This is a genomic window from Cryobacterium psychrophilum (assembly GCF_004365915.1).
GTDB lineage: Bacteria > Actinomycetota > Actinomycetes > Actinomycetales > Microbacteriaceae > Cryobacterium > Cryobacterium psychrophilum.
Genome location: NZ_SODI01000001.1, coordinates 142909 through 158239 on the forward strand (window position 1 = coordinate 142909; position 15331 = coordinate 158239).

At 64.5% G+C, this 15331-nt stretch carries 16 protein-coding genes and 1 tRNA gene; 4 read left to right on the top strand and 13 right to left on the bottom strand.

Annotated features, from left to right (window positions below; translation table 11 throughout):
• Positions 1-13: 13 nt before the first annotated feature.
• The 3 genes from EDD25_RS00685 to EDD25_RS00695 form a co-directional block, all read right to left on the bottom strand.
• Entirely contained in the window at positions 14-982 is a 969-nt protein-coding gene (locus EDD25_RS00685; RefSeq protein ID WP_134171571.1) for an FKBP-type peptidyl-prolyl cis-trans isomerase, read from the bottom strand.
• 68 nt (positions 983-1050) lie between these two features.
• Positions 1051-2088, bottom strand: a complete 1038-nt coding sequence (locus EDD25_RS00690) for a tRNA (adenine-N1)-methyltransferase (protein ID WP_134171572.1) — start codon at positions 2086-2088, stop codon at positions 1051-1053.
• Positions 2089-2127: 39 nt separating this feature from the next.
• On the bottom strand, positions 2128-2853 hold the full coding sequence (locus EDD25_RS00695; RefSeq protein WP_277871676.1) for an HAD family hydrolase: 726 nt from the start codon (positions 2851-2853) through the stop codon (positions 2128-2130).
• 79 nt (positions 2854-2932) lie between these two features.
• Here EDD25_RS00695 and EDD25_RS00700 point away from each other — a divergent pair, with 79 nt between their 5' ends.
• Positions 2933-3871: a proteasome assembly chaperone family protein gene (locus EDD25_RS00700; RefSeq protein ID WP_134171573.1), complete on the top strand. Its 939-nt coding sequence runs from the start codon at positions 2933-2935 to the stop codon at positions 3869-3871.
• Positions 3872-3873: 2 nt separating this feature from the next.
• Here EDD25_RS00700 and mshC read toward each other — a convergent pair whose 3' ends face one another.
• The 3 genes from mshC to EDD25_RS00715 are packed head-to-tail and all read right to left on the bottom strand — an operon-like array spanning position 3874 to position 7384.
• The gene (gene mshC, locus EDD25_RS00705; protein WP_134171574.1) at positions 3874-5154 is read right to left on the bottom strand and encodes a cysteine--1-D-myo-inosityl 2-amino-2-deoxy-alpha-D-glucopyranoside ligase; all 1281 of its coding nucleotides are present in this window, start codon (positions 5152-5154) and stop codon (positions 3874-3876) included.
• A 13-nt stretch (positions 5155-5167) separates the two neighbouring features.
• Positions 5168-6022 carry an undecaprenyl-diphosphate phosphatase gene (locus EDD25_RS00710; protein ID WP_134171575.1) on the bottom strand — a complete coding sequence of 285 codons (855 nt, stop codon included), beginning with the start codon at positions 6020-6022 and terminating at the stop codon, positions 5168-5170.
• Positions 6023-6058: 36 nt separating this feature from the next.
• A complete protein-coding gene (locus EDD25_RS00715; RefSeq protein ID WP_134171576.1) occupies positions 6059-7384 on the bottom strand; it encodes a M20/M25/M40 family metallo-hydrolase in 1326 nt (441 codons plus the stop codon).
• 111 nt (positions 7385-7495) lie between these two features.
• Between EDD25_RS00715 and EDD25_RS00720 the strand changes: the two genes are divergently transcribed.
• Positions 7496-7580, top strand: a tRNA-Leu gene (locus EDD25_RS00720).
• 280 nt (positions 7581-7860) lie between these two features.
• Here EDD25_RS00720 and EDD25_RS00725 read toward each other — a convergent pair.
• Positions 7861-8397 carry a CarD family transcriptional regulator gene (locus tag EDD25_RS00725; RefSeq protein ID WP_134171577.1) on the bottom strand — a complete coding sequence of 179 codons (537 nt, stop codon included), beginning with the start codon at positions 8395-8397 and terminating at the stop codon, positions 7861-7863.
• Positions 8398-8458: 61 nt separating this feature from the next.
• Positions 8459-9172 carry a TetR/AcrR family transcriptional regulator gene (locus EDD25_RS00730; protein ID WP_341765335.1) on the bottom strand — a complete coding sequence of 238 codons (714 nt, stop codon included), beginning with the start codon at positions 9170-9172 and terminating at the stop codon, positions 8459-8461.
• 59 nt (positions 9173-9231) lie between these two features.
• Here EDD25_RS00730 and EDD25_RS00735 point away from each other — a divergent pair, with 59 nt between their 5' ends.
• Positions 9232-9498: a hypothetical protein gene (locus EDD25_RS00735; protein WP_134171579.1), complete on the top strand. Its 267-nt coding sequence runs from the start codon at positions 9232-9234 to the stop codon at positions 9496-9498.
• A gap of 25 nt (positions 9499-9523) precedes the next feature.
• On the opposite strand, the gene EDD25_RS00740 is transcribed toward EDD25_RS00735, so the two are convergent.
• The 4 genes from EDD25_RS00740 to EDD25_RS00755 form a co-directional block, all read right to left on the bottom strand.
• On the bottom strand, positions 9524-10405 hold the full coding sequence (locus tag EDD25_RS00740; RefSeq protein ID WP_134171580.1) for an ABC transporter permease: 882 nt from the start codon (positions 10403-10405) through the stop codon (positions 9524-9526).
• Positions 10392-11348, bottom strand: coding sequence for an ABC transporter ATP-binding protein (locus EDD25_RS00745; RefSeq protein ID WP_134175006.1), 957 nt, complete (start codon positions 11346-11348; stop codon positions 10392-10394). The genes EDD25_RS00740 and EDD25_RS00745 overlap by 14 nt, the downstream gene beginning before the upstream one ends.
• Positions 11349-11410: 62 nt before the next feature.
• Positions 11411-12553: a LolA family protein gene (locus tag EDD25_RS00750; RefSeq protein WP_134171581.1), complete on the bottom strand. Its 1143-nt coding sequence runs from the start codon at positions 12551-12553 to the stop codon at positions 11411-11413.
• A 96-nt stretch (positions 12554-12649) separates the two neighbouring features.
• Positions 12650-13021: a hypothetical protein gene (locus EDD25_RS00755; protein ID WP_134171582.1), complete on the bottom strand. Its 372-nt coding sequence runs from the start codon at positions 13019-13021 to the stop codon at positions 12650-12652.
• A 68-nt stretch (positions 13022-13089) separates the two neighbouring features.
• On the opposite strand from EDD25_RS00755, the gene EDD25_RS00760 reads away from it, so the two are divergent.
• Positions 13090-13980, top strand: a complete 891-nt coding sequence (locus tag EDD25_RS00760; RefSeq protein ID WP_241986331.1) for a hypothetical protein — start codon at positions 13090-13092, stop codon at positions 13978-13980.
• 50 nt (positions 13981-14030) lie between these two features.
• On the opposite strand, the gene EDD25_RS00765 is transcribed toward EDD25_RS00760, so the two are convergent.
• A complete protein-coding gene (locus EDD25_RS00765; RefSeq protein ID WP_134171583.1) occupies positions 14031-14981 on the bottom strand; it encodes a J domain-containing protein in 951 nt (316 codons plus the stop codon).
• Positions 14982-15331: the final 350 nt, after the last annotated feature.

A 15331-nucleotide genomic window follows, 5' to 3' on the forward strand; every position in this document is an offset into this window, starting at 1 on the left:
CAGGCCGGAAGGCCTAATCGATTCCGAGGATGTCCACGACGAAGACGAGGGTGGACCCTGCCGGAATGCCCGTCATCGCCTGGTCACCGTAGCCCCGGTCGGGCGGGATGACGGCGAGGATCTGGGATCCGACCGTCTGGCCGATCATGGCGTCGGCGAAACCGGGAATGACACCGCCCTGAACCTTGGAACCGTCCGCCGCGACGAGCGGTACGGGTACGCCGGTCTTCCAGGTGGAGTCGAAGACCTCTTTGCTCGCCCAGATGACGCCCGTGTACGCAACGGTCACCGGGTCGCCCTCAACGACCGTCGCGCCGGCGCCCCTCTTGAGCACGGCGATCTCCAGGTCCGTGGGAGGGGCACCGGAGGGAATGGTGATGCCGGGGGTGCCGTCTTCGGCCAGTACCACGCCGGGCATCCCGTTCACGCTCGGCTGGTCGGCTCCGTTGGCTCGCGTCAGGTACGACTTGACGACGTCGATCACGAAGACGAGCGTGTCGGTTGCGGTGATCCCGAGGTCTGCGTTTCCGCCCTGCGGCCCGAACGCGTCCTCGGGAGCAACCGTCACAGCGATCCGCGAGCCCACCTGAGCGCACAGCAGGGCATCGGAGAGCCCCTTGATTGTCTGGTCGTTGACGACGAGGCTGGCCTGTGATGTGCCGTCATAAGGCGATTCCTGCACGACCGCACCCGTAGTGCCGTTGTACACGCTCAGATCGACCGTGACCTTCTGGCCCTCGGTAACCGGTGCGCCCTCACCGGGAACGACCACGTTGAGTTGCGTTGTCGTGGTTTTGATCGGTGTCGGAAAGTCGACAACGGGCTTGACGCCGACGTCTCCGCTGACGCTGAGAAGATTTGACGCGGCGCCCTCGCCCAACGGCGACGTACAGTCGTTCGCGGTGGCACCTGGGGCGCTGCAGGCTGTCAGGGATGCCACGAGTAGTCCGGCGGTAACAATCAGCGCGGATGCTTTGCGCACAAGTCCTCTTTCTGAATACGGGGTGCCGCGCGTGTGCGGCGGAAACCGGCCGGGTCGGCGACCGAAAGTCAGTCTATCTGGGGTTCTACCGGTGACTCGAGGTCACGGGCCTTGGACAGCCCGGCGCTCGTGCTCGCGGCGCGAGCGCGTTTGCGCATGCTCTTCGAGCTGACATTTCTTTCGCCCAGCGCACCCGGTGTCCATGCTTCCACATCGGCATCGTCGAAGTCGGTCTTCGACGGTCGCCGTTTGAGTTCGGGCAGGACCGTGCCCGGCGCCAGTCGTCGTGCCGTGATCAGGAAACCGGTGTGGCCGATCATGCGGTGGTCGGGGCGAACCGCGAGGCCTTCGACGTGCCAGCCTCGAATCATCGTCTCGTTCGAGTCGGGGTTCGTGTACATCCCGGTGCCGCGAATGGCTTCCGCCACGCGAGAAAGCTGGGTGACGGTGGCCACGTAGCACAGCAGTACACCACCGGGCTTGAGCGCCTCTGAAACAACTTCAAGGCATTCCCACGGTGCCAGCATGTCCAGCACGACACGGTCGACGGTCTGCGGTGCGGCGACCTCCGGGAGGGTGTTGGCCAGGTCGCCGAGGGTGATCGTCCAGTTCTGCGGGTCCGATCCGAGGAACGTTGCCACGTTGTCGCGAGCGACGTCCGCGAACTCCTCACGCCTTTCAAACGAGGCGAGCCGGCCGGCCGGCCCGATGGCCCGCAACAGCCACAGGGACAGTGCCCCTGAGCCGACGCCCGCTTCCACGACTGTCGCGCCGGGGAAGATGTCTGCCTGCGCGACGATCTGCGCGGCGTCCTTGGGGTAGATGATCGCGGCGCCTCGCGGCATTGACATCACGAAGTCGCTCAGGAGCGGCCGCAGGGCGAGGTGTTCGACTCCCACGTTGTTGGTGACCACCGAACCATCGGGCTGTCCGATGATGTCATCGTGCGAGAGGATGCCGCGGTGCGTGTGAAATCCCTGGCCGGGAATCAACGCGATTGTGTTCATGCGGCCCTTGGGCCCGGTGAGCTGCACCCGGTCGCCGGCCCTGAACGTTCCGCTGTTCTGTACGACCTGGTTGTTCGTGTGTGTGGCACTCGTGTTCATGTGACTACTGGATCCTCGTGGTTGATGGGCTCGACGGCATTAGGGCTGCAGCGTACGAGTCGGCGTCAAGTCTAATTCGATCTCGGCGAGGCGAGCGCGGTACAGCGCGCTCACGTGTTCGAGGGTGCGCCCGTCGAGGGTGGACCAGCGCGTGTACTCGGCGCTCTCCGGCAGGTCAATCTGGTGTGGCACGGCAACGGCAATGGTGCCGGCGGCGACGGCGCTCGTGATGCCGGGAGCCGAATCCTCGATAGCGATGCAGTGTTCCGGATCGACGCCGAGGGCTGCCGCCGCCGTGAGGTACGGCTCGGGGTGCGGCTTGCTGTTGGCGACCATGTCCCCGGCAATGATCAGGTCGAAGGCGGCGAAGTCAATCAGCTCTGCGATCTGAAGGGCCATGCGCTTCACAGACATCGTGACGAGTGCGGTGGGGATCCCCGCGGTCTTCAGTTCGGCAAGGAGCTCACGCGACCCGGGACGCCACGGGATTCCATGCTCGGCAAGCTGTTCCTGCACTCGGTCGGTGAGCCACTGGACGATCGCATCGGCGTCCATGTCGACCCCACGGGCCTGCAGGATGCTGGCGGAATTCCACAATCCGGAACCCACCAAGAGCATGCAGTCGTCGTGGGTCCAGACCCCACCGTAGGAGGCAACGAGCTCGGTTTCGGCGCGCATCCAGTAGGGCTCGGTGTCGACGAGAGTGCCGTCCATGTCCCAGAGTACGGCGGCGGGTAGGGGGGAAACCTTCTGGAACACAGTCACGGAGTCCAAGTGTAGAGGGCACGGCTTATCCTTGACTAACGGTGCATGACACGGGCACGCGAAATCGAGGTTTTACACGGTGACAGACGGCAAAGGGTTTCTGGGCGGACGACTGATGGTCGTGGCGTTTGAGGGCTGGAATGATGCGGGCGAAGCGGCCACGGGGGCCGTTCGCGCGCTCAAGGAGCTCCTCAACGTTGGCGAGATCATGGCGGTGGACCCTGAGCTGTACTTCGACTATCAGTTCAACCGGCCAACGGTGTCGACCAACGAAGAGGGCCTGCGCGTCATCGAGTGGCCGAGTGCCAGGCTCTACGCGCCGGAATCTCCGGGAACCGAGGGTGTTCCTCTCGCCGAAGACGCCGAGCTGCGCGTGAGCGGCACGAACGCCGGCAACATCTATCTTCTGATCGGCACCGAACCGTCGCGCAGTTGGAAGAGCTTTGCGGCCGAGGTCACCGATGCGGCCCTCGCCGCTGACGTTGCCGGTGTTGTCTTCCTGGGTGCGATGCTCGCCGATGTTCCGCACACCCGCCCAATTTCGATTTTCGTCTCCAGTGACAACGCTGACGTTCGCGGCGAGCTGCAGATCGAACGCAGCAGCTATGAGGGTCCGGTTGGGATCCTGAGCATTTTGTCTGACGCGGCGGAAGCGGCGGGCATCCCGACGCTCTCGATCTGGGCATCCGTGCCGCACTACGTGCACAATGCCCCGTCGCCGAAAGCCATGCTGGCCCTCATCGACAAGCTTGAGGAAGTTATAGACGTGTCGATCCCCCGCGGCACCCTCGTGACCGAGGCGGCCGAGTGGGAGGCCGGCGTCGATACCCTGGCCGGTGAAGACGAGGAGATGGCCGCCTACATCGTGCAACTCGAGCAGGCGCGCGACACCGTGGATTCTCCCGAGGCCAGTGGCGAAGCCATCGCCCAGGAATTCGAGAAGTACCTGCGCAAGCGCAGCGATGGTCGAGACGGCCGCGCCGACGGCCGCTCGGGCCCCGAAGGACCCAGGCAGTAGCCTCAGCTCTCGCGCAGGTTCACGCCCAGGAGGGCGTCAATCGCGTCGGTGAGAAGCTCCGGGTCGTCGACACCGCTCGTGGCGGCGTCGAGCGCGTGCAGGGCGGCCGGAGAATTCAGGTCGGCCCTGAGGCTCGCGCGCATCATCTCGATCACCGCAGTGCTCGAGGCCGGGTTGGCGATAGGTGATGCCGACGCGGAGGCGAAGGCGGCAAGGTAGCGGGCGAGGCGCTGCTCGGCGGCGCTCAGCAGGGTGTCGGTCCACGCCCAGTCGGTGCGGTAGTGCTGCGCCAGGAGGGCCAGTCGAATGGCCCGCGGGTCGACGCCCTGGCTACGCAAACCGGAGACCAGGACAAGGTTCCCGAGCGACTTGCTCATTTTTTCGCCCTGGTACGCCACCATGCCGGTGTGGCTGTAAACACCGGCCAGCGGATGCCCGGAGAGCGCGGATGCGTGCCCCGCGCTCATGTCGTGGTGGGGGAAGACCAGGTCTGAGCCGCCACCCTGCACGGTGAAGTCGGTGCCGAGTTCCTTGAGCGCAATAACGGAACACTCGATGTGCCACCCAGGACGCCCCGCCCCGACAGGTGAGGGCCACTGCGGTTCCCCGTCGCGGGCCGCGCGCCACAGCATCGGGTCGAGGGCATCACGCTTGCCCGCACGGTCGGGGTCTCCCCCACGCTCGGCGAACAGCGCGAGCATTGTGTCGCGGTTCAGGTTGCTCTCGTCGCCGAGACGCCAGTCGGTCTGTGCCTCAGCGGCCGCGATATCGAAGTACACGTCGGAGCCGGTGATGCCGTCGGCACCGGCGACGGCATCGGAGGTCTCGACCTCGTACGCGAAACCCGCTGCCCACAACTGGGCGACCGCGTCGGACACCTCGTCGATGACCTCGGTCACGGCCACGTACTCGTTCGGCGGGATAATGCCGAGGGCCTCCATGTCGGTGCGGAAGAGTTCCACCTGGGACTGGGCAAGTTCACGCCAATCCACACCGGTCCTGGTCGCTCGTTCAAGCAACGGGTCGTCGATGTCCGTCACGTTCTGCGCATAGTGCACCTGAAAGCCCGCGTCGAGCCACACGCGCTGGAGCGTGTCGAAGGCCAGATAGGTGGCCGCATGACCGAGGTGCGTGGCGTCATAGGGTGTGATTCCGCACACGTACAGGCGCGCGACATTGATGGGTCGCGCCTCAACGAGTGAGTCTGTCGCGGTGTCGTGCAGCCAGGGCGCGTCCGACGTACCCGGTACAGACGGAATTTCTGGTCGCTTCCAAGCATGCATGCAACAAGCCTAACTAGGCATTGATGACGTTCGTTGCCAGCAGTACGAAGACGGCGGTGCCGAGAACGATGCGGTAGATGACGAAGGGCAGGAAACTGCGCTTGGAGATGTAGTTCATGAACAAGCCGATCACGAACAACGCCACCACGAAGGCGACGACCGTTGCGACCAGCGTCTCGAACGCACCGAAGATTTCCGGCTTGCAACCGACGGCGCCATCGATGCAGGGTTTCGCGATCGATTTGTACACCTGGTAGAACCCGCTGCCGAGCACCGCGGGGATGGCGAGCAGGAAGGCGTATCGCGCGGCGGCGCGGCGCTCGTACCCCATGAACAGGCCCAGGGTGATGGTTCCCCCCGAGCGGGAGACACCGGGGACGAGTGCGAGCGACTGGGCAAAGCCGTAGACGACGCCGTCTGGATACGTGAGGTCCTTGAGCTTGCGCTTCTTGGCGCCCACGTAGTCGGCGATGCCCAGGAGGATGCCGAAGACGATGAGCATGGTCGCGGTGATCCACAGGTTGCGGAGCACGGTTTCGATCTGGTCCTGGAACAGGAGACCGAGAATGACGATCGGCAGCGAGCCGATGATGATGAGCCAGCCCATCCGGGCATCCGGGTCATTGCGTGGAACCCGGCCCGAAAGCGACCTCGCCCACTGCCCAATGATGCGCACGATGTCGTGCCAGAAGAAGATCACCACGGCCAGTTCCGTACCGATCTGGGTAATTGCCGTGAATTGTGCTCCGGGGTCTGCCCCGGTGCCGAGGAACTGGCCAACGATCGCAATGTGGGCGCTGGAAGACACCGGAAGAAACTCGGTTAGTCCCTGGACCAAGCCCAGAATGATCGCATTAATGAAGTCCACGTGCGTCGCTTCCGCTTGGTGATAATCGAGTACTGGTTAGTAGCTTGAGAGCAGGTCGGTCAGAACCCGCCTGCCAAACACTAATGCGTCGAGGGGAACGCGCTCATCCACGCCGTGGAACATCGCAGGGAAATCCAATTCCGCCGGGAGTTTGAGCGGGGCGAAACCGTAGCCCTTGATCCCGAGGGTGCTCAGTGCCTTGTTGTCTGTTCCTGCCGAGAGCAGATACGGCAGCACGGGTGCCCCAGGGTCGTGGCGTCCGAGGGTTTCAACGACCGCCTCCACGAGGGGGCCGCCGAATTCGGTTTCCAAGCCGATATCGCGGTGCATGATGACGATTTGGATATCGGGTCCGATGAGCTCGGCGATTTCGGCCAGCACGGCGTCCTCCTCACCCGGGAGCGATCGGATGTCGATGAGCGCCTCAGCGGTGTCGGGAATCACGTTGTGCTTGTAGCCGGCCGTGAGTCCGGTGGGGTTTGTCGTGGTGCGCAGGCTCGCCTGGATGAAGCCCGAGGCCGTACCGGTCGCAAGGGCGAGCTCGTCGGGGCCCACCTGCTGCGGGTCGACGTCGAGGATGCGAGCCACCTCGGCCAGGAGCTGCGTGGTCGTGTCGGTGAGCCGAATGGGCCACGTGTGGCGGCCGACCTTCGCAACGGCCTCAGCGAGGCGCGTGACGGCATTGTCGTGGTGCACGCGGGAGCCGTGGCCAGCACTGCCCGTGGCGACGAGTTTGACCCAAATGAGGGCCTTCTCTCCCGTCTGCAACAGGTACGCGCGTTTTCCTGCGAGCGTGATGGAATAACCGCCGACTTCGCTGATCGCCTCCGTGGCACCTTCGAAAAGCTCGGGGTGCGTCCTGGCGAGGTATCCCGAACCCAGTACTCCCCCGGCCTCCTCGTCGGCGAAGAACGCAATCACGAGGTCGCGCTCCGGCGCTCCGCCTGAGCCGATGATGTCGGTGAGCGACGCGAGGATCATGGCATCCATATTTTTCATGTCCACTGCACCGCGGCCCCAGAGCAGTCCGTCTTTGATGACACCGCTAAAGGGGTCAACGGACCAGTTGGCCGCATCGGCGGGAACGACGTCGAGGTGACCGTGGACCACGAGGGCGCTCCGACTGCTGTCGCGGCCGCGGACGCGTGCAACGACGCTCGTGCGGCCCGGCTCGGAATCGAAGAGCTGCGGCTCCAGGCCGAGGCCGCGCAGGTGGGCGGCCACGTACTCGGCGGCATCCGTTTCGCCGTTGGATCGACCCTCGCCATAGTTCGACGTATCGAAGCGAATAAGGTCTCGGGCAAGCCGCGCAGTGAGGTCGAGTTCGCTGTCTGCGGGCTGGTCTGGAGCGGTGAAAGCCATGCTCACACGCTACCTGCATGACCACAACGGTGGCGCGGGTGAAACGTGCCTTGTAATCCGTGCTAAGTTATTACCTCGGCAGCCGGTTTTACACGGAGGCCACATCACCCGGTCCGGGTGGCGGAATTGGTAGACGCGCTGGCTTGAGGTGCCAGTGCCCGTTAAGGGCGTGTGGGTTCAATTCCCATCTCGGACACATTGATTGCTCTAGAAGCAGTCAACGAGAACTGGTTGAGACAGTTCGTAAGGCCGGATCTTAGGATCCGGCCTTATCTCGTTAACGTGCGTCGGAAATGAACCCAGAAAAATTTCGGACTATTTGTCATCCTGATTCGGAAAGATTGCTTTCTCGATGATGATAATTACCCAGGCGACGGGGATCTCCACGCGGTTGATCGCCGACGACCGGTGGTGGGCGCACTGAAGGGCCGCCAGGAGGTGTCCCGGCGGCCCTTCAGGGGTGATTCAGAGGTGGATCAGACGGCGACGGCGGCGGGGTCCTCTGCGGGGGCGGCGACCTCGGCGGGTCCGACCGTGAGGATCTCCTTGAGCAGGAGATCGCTTGCCTCCTGGTCAGTCAGTCCCTGCGCGAGCGCGAGCTCCGAGACGAGGATCTGGCGTGCCTTTTCAAGCATCCGCTTCTCTCCGGCGGAGACGCCCTTGTCCTGGTCGCGGCGCCACAGGTCGCGAACGACCTCGCTGACGCGGTACACGCTGCCGCTGGCCATCTTCTCCTGGTTGGACTTGTATCGGCGCGACCAGTTGCCGGGCTCTTCGGTGAACGGGTTCTGCAGCACGGCGTAGACCGCCTGCACCCCCTCGGCATCGATTACGTCTCGCACCCCGACGAGCTCAACGTTGTCAACGGGCAGCTGAATCGTGAGTGCGCTCGTGTGCACGTTGAGGGTCATGAACTGCTTTTCTTCGCCCTTGATCGTGCGCGACGTGAGTGCCGTGATGGTGACCGCGCCGTGGTGCGGGTAAACGAGTGTTTCGCCGATTTCAATGTTCATAGGGAATACGCCTTGTCTTCAATTGGATTAAGCATTCTGCAGAGGTCAATTTGTCTGGAGTTCACGTGGTGTGGGTCGGGGTGTCGATCAGCCATTCGGGCAGCAGGGTCACGAGTTGGTCGACCAGCTCGTCGTCGGATACGTCAATGTGACCGCGCATCCAGGCGCTGATGAGTGTGAGCGCCCCGCCCGCCACATAGGTCGTGACGAGCTCCGCGTCGACCTGGGGCGGCGCATTCTCACCCTCGAAGACCGACTCCAGCATGCGGGTCGCATACGCGTCAACAATCTGGTCAAACGCGCTTCGCGTGAGCGGAAGTTCGGACACGCTTGAGTACAGCGGGAAATTCTCCAGCATGTGCCCCACGAGCCTGGCGTAGCCGAGCCGGGCCGCGCTCCGCCCTTCCGAGCGGTCGTTCCCGCGCAGGTCCACGCCATCCGCGCTGATTTGCGCGAATTGCACGCGGAGCAACTCGGCGGCGACGACGTCGAGGCTCGCGAAGTGCGCATAAAAGGAACTGCGGCTGATTCCCGCCGTACGCACGATATCCGCTACCGACACGGATGCAGTGGGGTCGGCCATGAGCGCGCGTGTAGCCGTGAATATGAGTTGGCGCGTACGCTCAGCTCGAGGATCATGCGTTGACCAGCGAGATTCCGGCTCCTGTACCTCGGAACCGTTCACTATCGTCATTCGATTATCATACCACTTCTCGGACAGGTGTCGGAGAACGGGTTTTATACCGTAAAACCTGGTCGGCTCGCCTACGCGCATGCCCTCAAACCCGTGAACGTACGGGAGACTGGAATCTTCAATCACGACGAGGGAATCACATGATCACGCTTCACCAGGACGTCGACGGTTTCATCCGCATGAATAGACATTTTCCAGAGAGCGCGAGCATCACCATCAACTTCACCACGGGCGCCTCCGAGATGTTCACCGGTACCGCGCTCAACGTGATCTTTGACGCGGCCGTCGCCGAGTTCCGGGCGCGGAATCGGCTTGACGCCAAGGGCTTCTCGCGCGCTCCCGCCGTGACCGTGCAGCGCGTGAAAGGCATTCAGTTCGTTGCCGTACACGCCGGAATGGCCGCGTAGGGGCCTTCGGTATCGGGCTCCTCGTTCAGGACAGGATGTCTTTCGTCGTGAACCGGCCGTAGGCCAGGGCGCCGAAGACGAGAATATAGGCGCCCTGCAGCATCGCATTCGAGGCGAATGATGACAGGTCGATGGGCTGTCGCAAGAGGTCGCCGAATCCGAGCCAGTAGTGACTGAACAGCCACGGGTGCAACCACGACAGCTGCGGAAGCACGTCGAGGATCTGTGCCACCACGGAGACGACGACCGTGGCCGCCATCGCTCCCACGGGCACATCGGTGAGCGTGGAGATGAACAGGCCGATCGCGGCCAGGCCCAGCAGGGAAACGGTCACGTAGGCCGCGATCAGCAGGGACCGCAGTAGTGACTCGGCAACGGAGATCGTGTCGCCGGACAACAGGGTCACGGGTCCCACCGGAAAGAGGAGCGCACCGATAAGCGCACCGGTGGCGGTCAGCATCAGGGTCGCGACGAGGCAGAAGGCTGCAGCGCCGAGGTACTTCACCAGGAGAAGGCGCACGCGACCGGCGGGGGCGACGAGCAGGTAGCGGAGTGTCCCGAGTCCGGCTTCGCCGGCGATCGTGTCGCCGGCCACGACGCCGATGGTGAGGGGGAGAAAGAGCGGGATCGCCACGACCATGGCCGTGAACCCGACAAACAGTCCGTTCTGGGTGACCTGGTCGAGAAACGGCGGGCCCTGCCCGGGCCTGAGTTCGTTGGAGGAGAGCCGAACGGACACCGCGAGCAGGATGGGGATCAGCGCGACGGACACGAGCATCGCCCAGGTTCGACGACGACGGAACAACACAGACAGCTCGGAGCCGAGCAGGTCCCACCCGGCCGAACCGCGTGCGGGGCGGGCGTGGGCAGTTGTGGGGGTGACGGGCCGAACGCTATTGGACGACATCGAAACCTTCTCCGGTCAGAGCGACAAACCGGTCTTCGAGGCTGGGTTCCTCGAGCACAAAGCCACGGATGCGAACCTCCGCCGCCACGAGTGCCGTCACGATGGCCTCTGCGGGCGTGCGGCCTACCGGGTAGGCCGCCATGACCGCGGGGTCCTCCTGCGCCGCGTCTGCTCCACTCATCGGCACGGGCACGGGCACGAGGCCCAGATCGGTGAGCACCCGAGAGGCCGCGCCGACGTCGGGTGTGGTGATCCGAACCCGTCGCTCGCTCCCTCGGCCGAGGTCGGCGAGGGTGCCCTGCGCCACGAGGGTGCCTGCGCTCATCACGGCCGCGTGGGTACACATCTGTTCGACTTCCGCGAGCAGATGGCTCGACACGAAAACCGTGGTGCCCTCGGCGGCGAGCGAGCGAATGAGGCTGCGCACCTCCCGCGTGCCCTGCGGGTCCAGGCCATTGGTGGGTTCGTCGAGTACGAGCAGTTCGCGGTGCGTCAAGAGGGCGTTGGCGATACCGAGCCGCTGCTTCATGCCGAGGGAATAGGCGTGCACCTTCTTGTTCGCCGCGTGGCTGAGGCCCACGCGTTCGAGCGCCAGGGCCACCCGGGCGCGTCGCGTGCGGGAGGACGCATGCCGATCCGCCGTGTCGAGTCGGCCGAGGTTCGCCGTGCCCGATAGGAACGGATAGAAGGCGGGGCCCTCCACGAGCGCTCCGACACGAGGAAGTACCTCAGACAGCCGCCCAGGCATCGGCTCGCCGAGCACGCTGATCTCACCACTCGTCGCAGAGGTCAGGCCCAGCAGCATGCGGATACTCGTGGTCTTTCCCGAACCGTTGGGCCCGAGAAAACCGAACACGGCACCCCGCGGCACGGCGAGGTCGATGCTATCGACCGCCGTCTGACGGCCGAAGCGTTTGGTCAGGCCGCGCGTCGCGATTGCCAGGTCAGGAGGGGACGCGTCGCGGTTGCCGCCCGTAGCTGTGTCGTGGGTGGCACCGACGACCGTCACGGAGCAGTGGCGACGGCCTGCAGCCGCTCGATTGGCACGGATCCGGCCAGAATTCGACCGTCAGTGGTGATGAGAATGTTGACGAGCGATGTCGACAACGTTCGCCCGCCCTCCACCTTCGTGGTGAACTGCGTGAACAGCGGCGAGGCGGTGAGTTCTTCCGGGACGGATGCCGCGGGCAGCTCCATGACGGCGTCCCACCCGGTGCCGGTGACGACGGGAAGATCGCCCGGGAGGGGCTTCGTGCCGTCGTCGGACGTCATGTGGTCGGCGCCCGGTGCTGCCGGAATCGCCTGTTCCGTCACCGTGGCGTTGGCGGGCGGCGTGAACTCGAAGAGATCGGCGGAGGGGGCGCTGAAATCGACCTTCGTGAAGCCGACCTCAAATGCCGGCTCGTTCTGCCCGTTGGCTTGTACCGTGACACGCAACGGCATACCGGTTTCGGAGTCGACGGCAATCGATACTGAGCGCACGAGAGTCTCTGTCGATGTGGGCGTGAGGACCAGGTCGTACACGGTGCGCCCGGCGACCCTGGTGTCATTGCCGACCGAAACGGTCGTGCTCGGGTCGAGGTCGCTGAGGAAACGGTCGGCCAGCGCAGCGGGAGTGCCCAGGTCGCCGGGTGCGAACTCTTTCACGGCCGCCGCCTTGTCCTCGGGCGTTGCGGATTCGTGGGCGGGAATGGCGAGGTGCGTGACGGCATTCGTGTCCGACTCGTAGAACCAGGCGTCGGTCCCATTGCTGATCAGGTCTCGTTCGGCGAGGCGGTCCAACACCTGAACCCGCACGTTGCCTGGGCCGTCCGCGTAAATTCGCGCCGTGTGCGACCCGGTAAGAAGCTCAAGGGCGGTGGTGACGGCCTGCGACGAAGCGTCCGCTGTGGTGCCACCGGGCGCCGACGGTGATGGCGAGACCGCACCGCCGAGGTCCACGTCAGGAAGGCCCAGGTTGGATGACTGGTCCACCGTGCCGGAAAATGATGTCACGGTGCTCTCACTCACCATCAATAACACTTGCTTCGGCGTCTTGTCCGGGAGGTCAACGGCGGCACCGGCCTGAAGCGGAACGGTGATCACGCCGACAACGATGACGGCGGGCACGATGACGGCCGGCAGCCATTTGAGCGACTTGTGTGGCACGATTATCGACCCTTCCCACGAGGATTCATGAAACGAAGTTTACGCCGGGCAGCTGGGAATCGTCTGGTCACCCCATCAAAATTCCTGCTGCGCTGGTCAGGATTCGCTCGGTGCGGCGTCCGAGATGCCGATGAACTGGCTGCCGATTCCGTCGCATTCCGTGCGTCCGAGTCCGGGAGCGGGCTCCGGCACCTCGTCGAAACCGTGATGTGCGCAGCTGATGTACGTGAACACGGGCCACCACTTCTTGGGGCGAACGGCTTCCGTGAAGCCACAGACGTCGCACGTGAGCTGCACCCAGACGGGCTTCTTCCCGGTGCGGTTGGCGCGCGACTGTAGGAGCCAGGCGGGCGGGTCTTCTTCGAGCCTGGCCAGTTGCGCCTCGCCCATGCGGGTGGGAATGCCATGACGCGTCGCCATTTCCAGTGGAATGTCCAAGCGCAGGGCAACTTCTCGTCTCGTAATCATCTCCAACAAGAATACGCGGTGCACGCGCTTCCGGCATCCTTTGGTCAACCCCGCGGGGATGGCGCGTCATGGAATACTGGAACATGCTGAAAACTGCCTCGCCGCTCGGACTTCTCCTCGATGTCGACGGCCCCATCGCCAGCCCTGTCACGCGCACCATCGCAACCCCGAGCATCCTCACTGATCTGATCGCCCTCGCCGCCGCCAACGTGCCGATCGCCTTCATCACCGGCCGGTCCGCCGCTTTCATCCGCGAACAGGTCGTCACCCCGCTACGTGAGCAGGGGCTACCCTTGACTTTTCGCATGTATGGCGTCTGCGAAAAGGGCGCCGTGTGGTTCCCCATCGGGGTTGACGGCATGGGCGACGTCGTTGTCGACGCGAGTGTGGCCCTGCCCGACGCGGTGGTTGACGAACTCCGGCAACTGGTGCACGACGAGTTCGCCGACACGATGTTCTTCGATGAGACCAAGCAGGCCATGGTGTCGGTTGAGCAGCGAACGGATGTCGACAGCCGGGCCTACAAAGCCCGGCAGCCGGCCTTCAATGAGGCGGCCTTTTCCATATTGGTGCGGCACGGACTCGGCGTGTCCTTCGAAGATCGGGTCTCAGCGGATGCTTCGGGTGCTGTGCCCTTCCGGCTCGATGCAACGATCATTTCGACGGACGTCGAGTCCGTGAAACTCGACAAGAACCACGCGGCCGAACGCGCGCTGGCTTTCTTCGCGGAAGGCGGACCGCTCCCCCAGCTGTGGCGTTCGGTGGGCGACTCCCGCAGCGATTACCGGATGGCGGACCATTTGCATGAAGCGGGATACGACGTGGCGCATGTGGATGTGCGCCCCTTGGACGGCATGCTCACGCGCCCATACCCGATCATTGTGATGGGTGACCAGATCCACGACGAAGCCGGTGCCAGCTTTCTGGACTACTGGGTCACCAAGCTCGGCCTGCGCTAACGGCTGCTCTCTCAGGGGTCGTGCGCCCCCTGAGCGGCGGTCGCCGTGCCTTACGTGGCTACGAAGCGGATACCGTTCTGCAGGGTGCTGCGAAGCTCGAAGACCTTTTCAAAGCTCCCCCTGTCCATGCCGGGAAAACCGTCGCGGAGAAGCCCGTTGAGGCGCGATCGCGGGATGACGATGACCGTGGGGTGACGCCCGCGCTTCGCAACGGAGAGGGGTGCGTCGAGTGCGCTGTCGGGAAGCACGACGACGAGTGCCGTGAATCGCACCCGCACCTGTCGGGTGAAGGCCTTCGCGCTGACCTGAAAGCGGCGGATCGGGTCCTCGCCATCGGTCATCTCGTCGCCGACCAGCTCGCCGCGGCGCAACTGCACCTCGCCGCCCCAGTCCTCTGACAACACGGCGAACAGGCCAGCCGGGCCGAGCACCACATGATCGAGTTTGTCACTGCCGTTACCGGAGTCGACGTCGTGCCAGGCCGTGAAGCCGATTCCGAGGCCCGATACCAGCTGTGCGGTCGTTTCCTCGGCCAGCGCCTTCGCGAGCGTGTGACGGATCCCGCGGGGAGCCGATCGCACGAGCGACGGAGCATACGGGTCATCGATCACGGTGCCCCGGCCGGCCCACTCTCGAATGAGATTCAAATACTGCTGCCGTACCCGGCCGCCCGGATGCCCGTGCATGCGTGTCTTGAGGCTGGTTTTCGAGGCACGGCTCGACGCGGACGAACCCGGTGTCGTTGAGGTCCGGAAGGGATCCGCCGGCATGGCGGACTCCGGATCGCCGACCCGCGTGCGGTCGTAAGCCGCACGGCTCTCGGGACTGCCGACGCGTTCCCACGCGATCTGCACCGCGTGGAATTGTGCAGCACTACCACCGACATCGGGGTGCGTCTTGCGCAGCTGCAGTCTGTACGCGCGGCGCAGCGCGTCGTCGCTCGCCGAGGGAGCAACTCCCAATACCTCGTACGGGGTGGACGCGGCGGGGCTCTCGTGCATCCGGGGATGTACCTTCCTGCGGTCAGACGATCGGTGGGTCAATGGGACAACATACCGCGCGTGGCTGGAATACCGCCGAACACGGGCTCTCCACGCCGGAGTGCACACCGCTCAGTGAATGACGGATCCCGCCCCAGGCATACCGGGCGGGGGCGCTGTCGCTCATTGCGGGCTGGGCGGCCGTGTGCGTTACCGACGCCGGCTGGGTCCGGCTCGCCGTGGGGCGCTTCGAAGTCGCGGCCGCGGCCAGTCATGCCATGAGGGAAGACCCGTCGCGACGGATATCGGAGTTGCTCGTGTTACCGGCGGGCCTCGGCACTGCCGGCCTTGCCGTTCGCGGCGGGTATTCT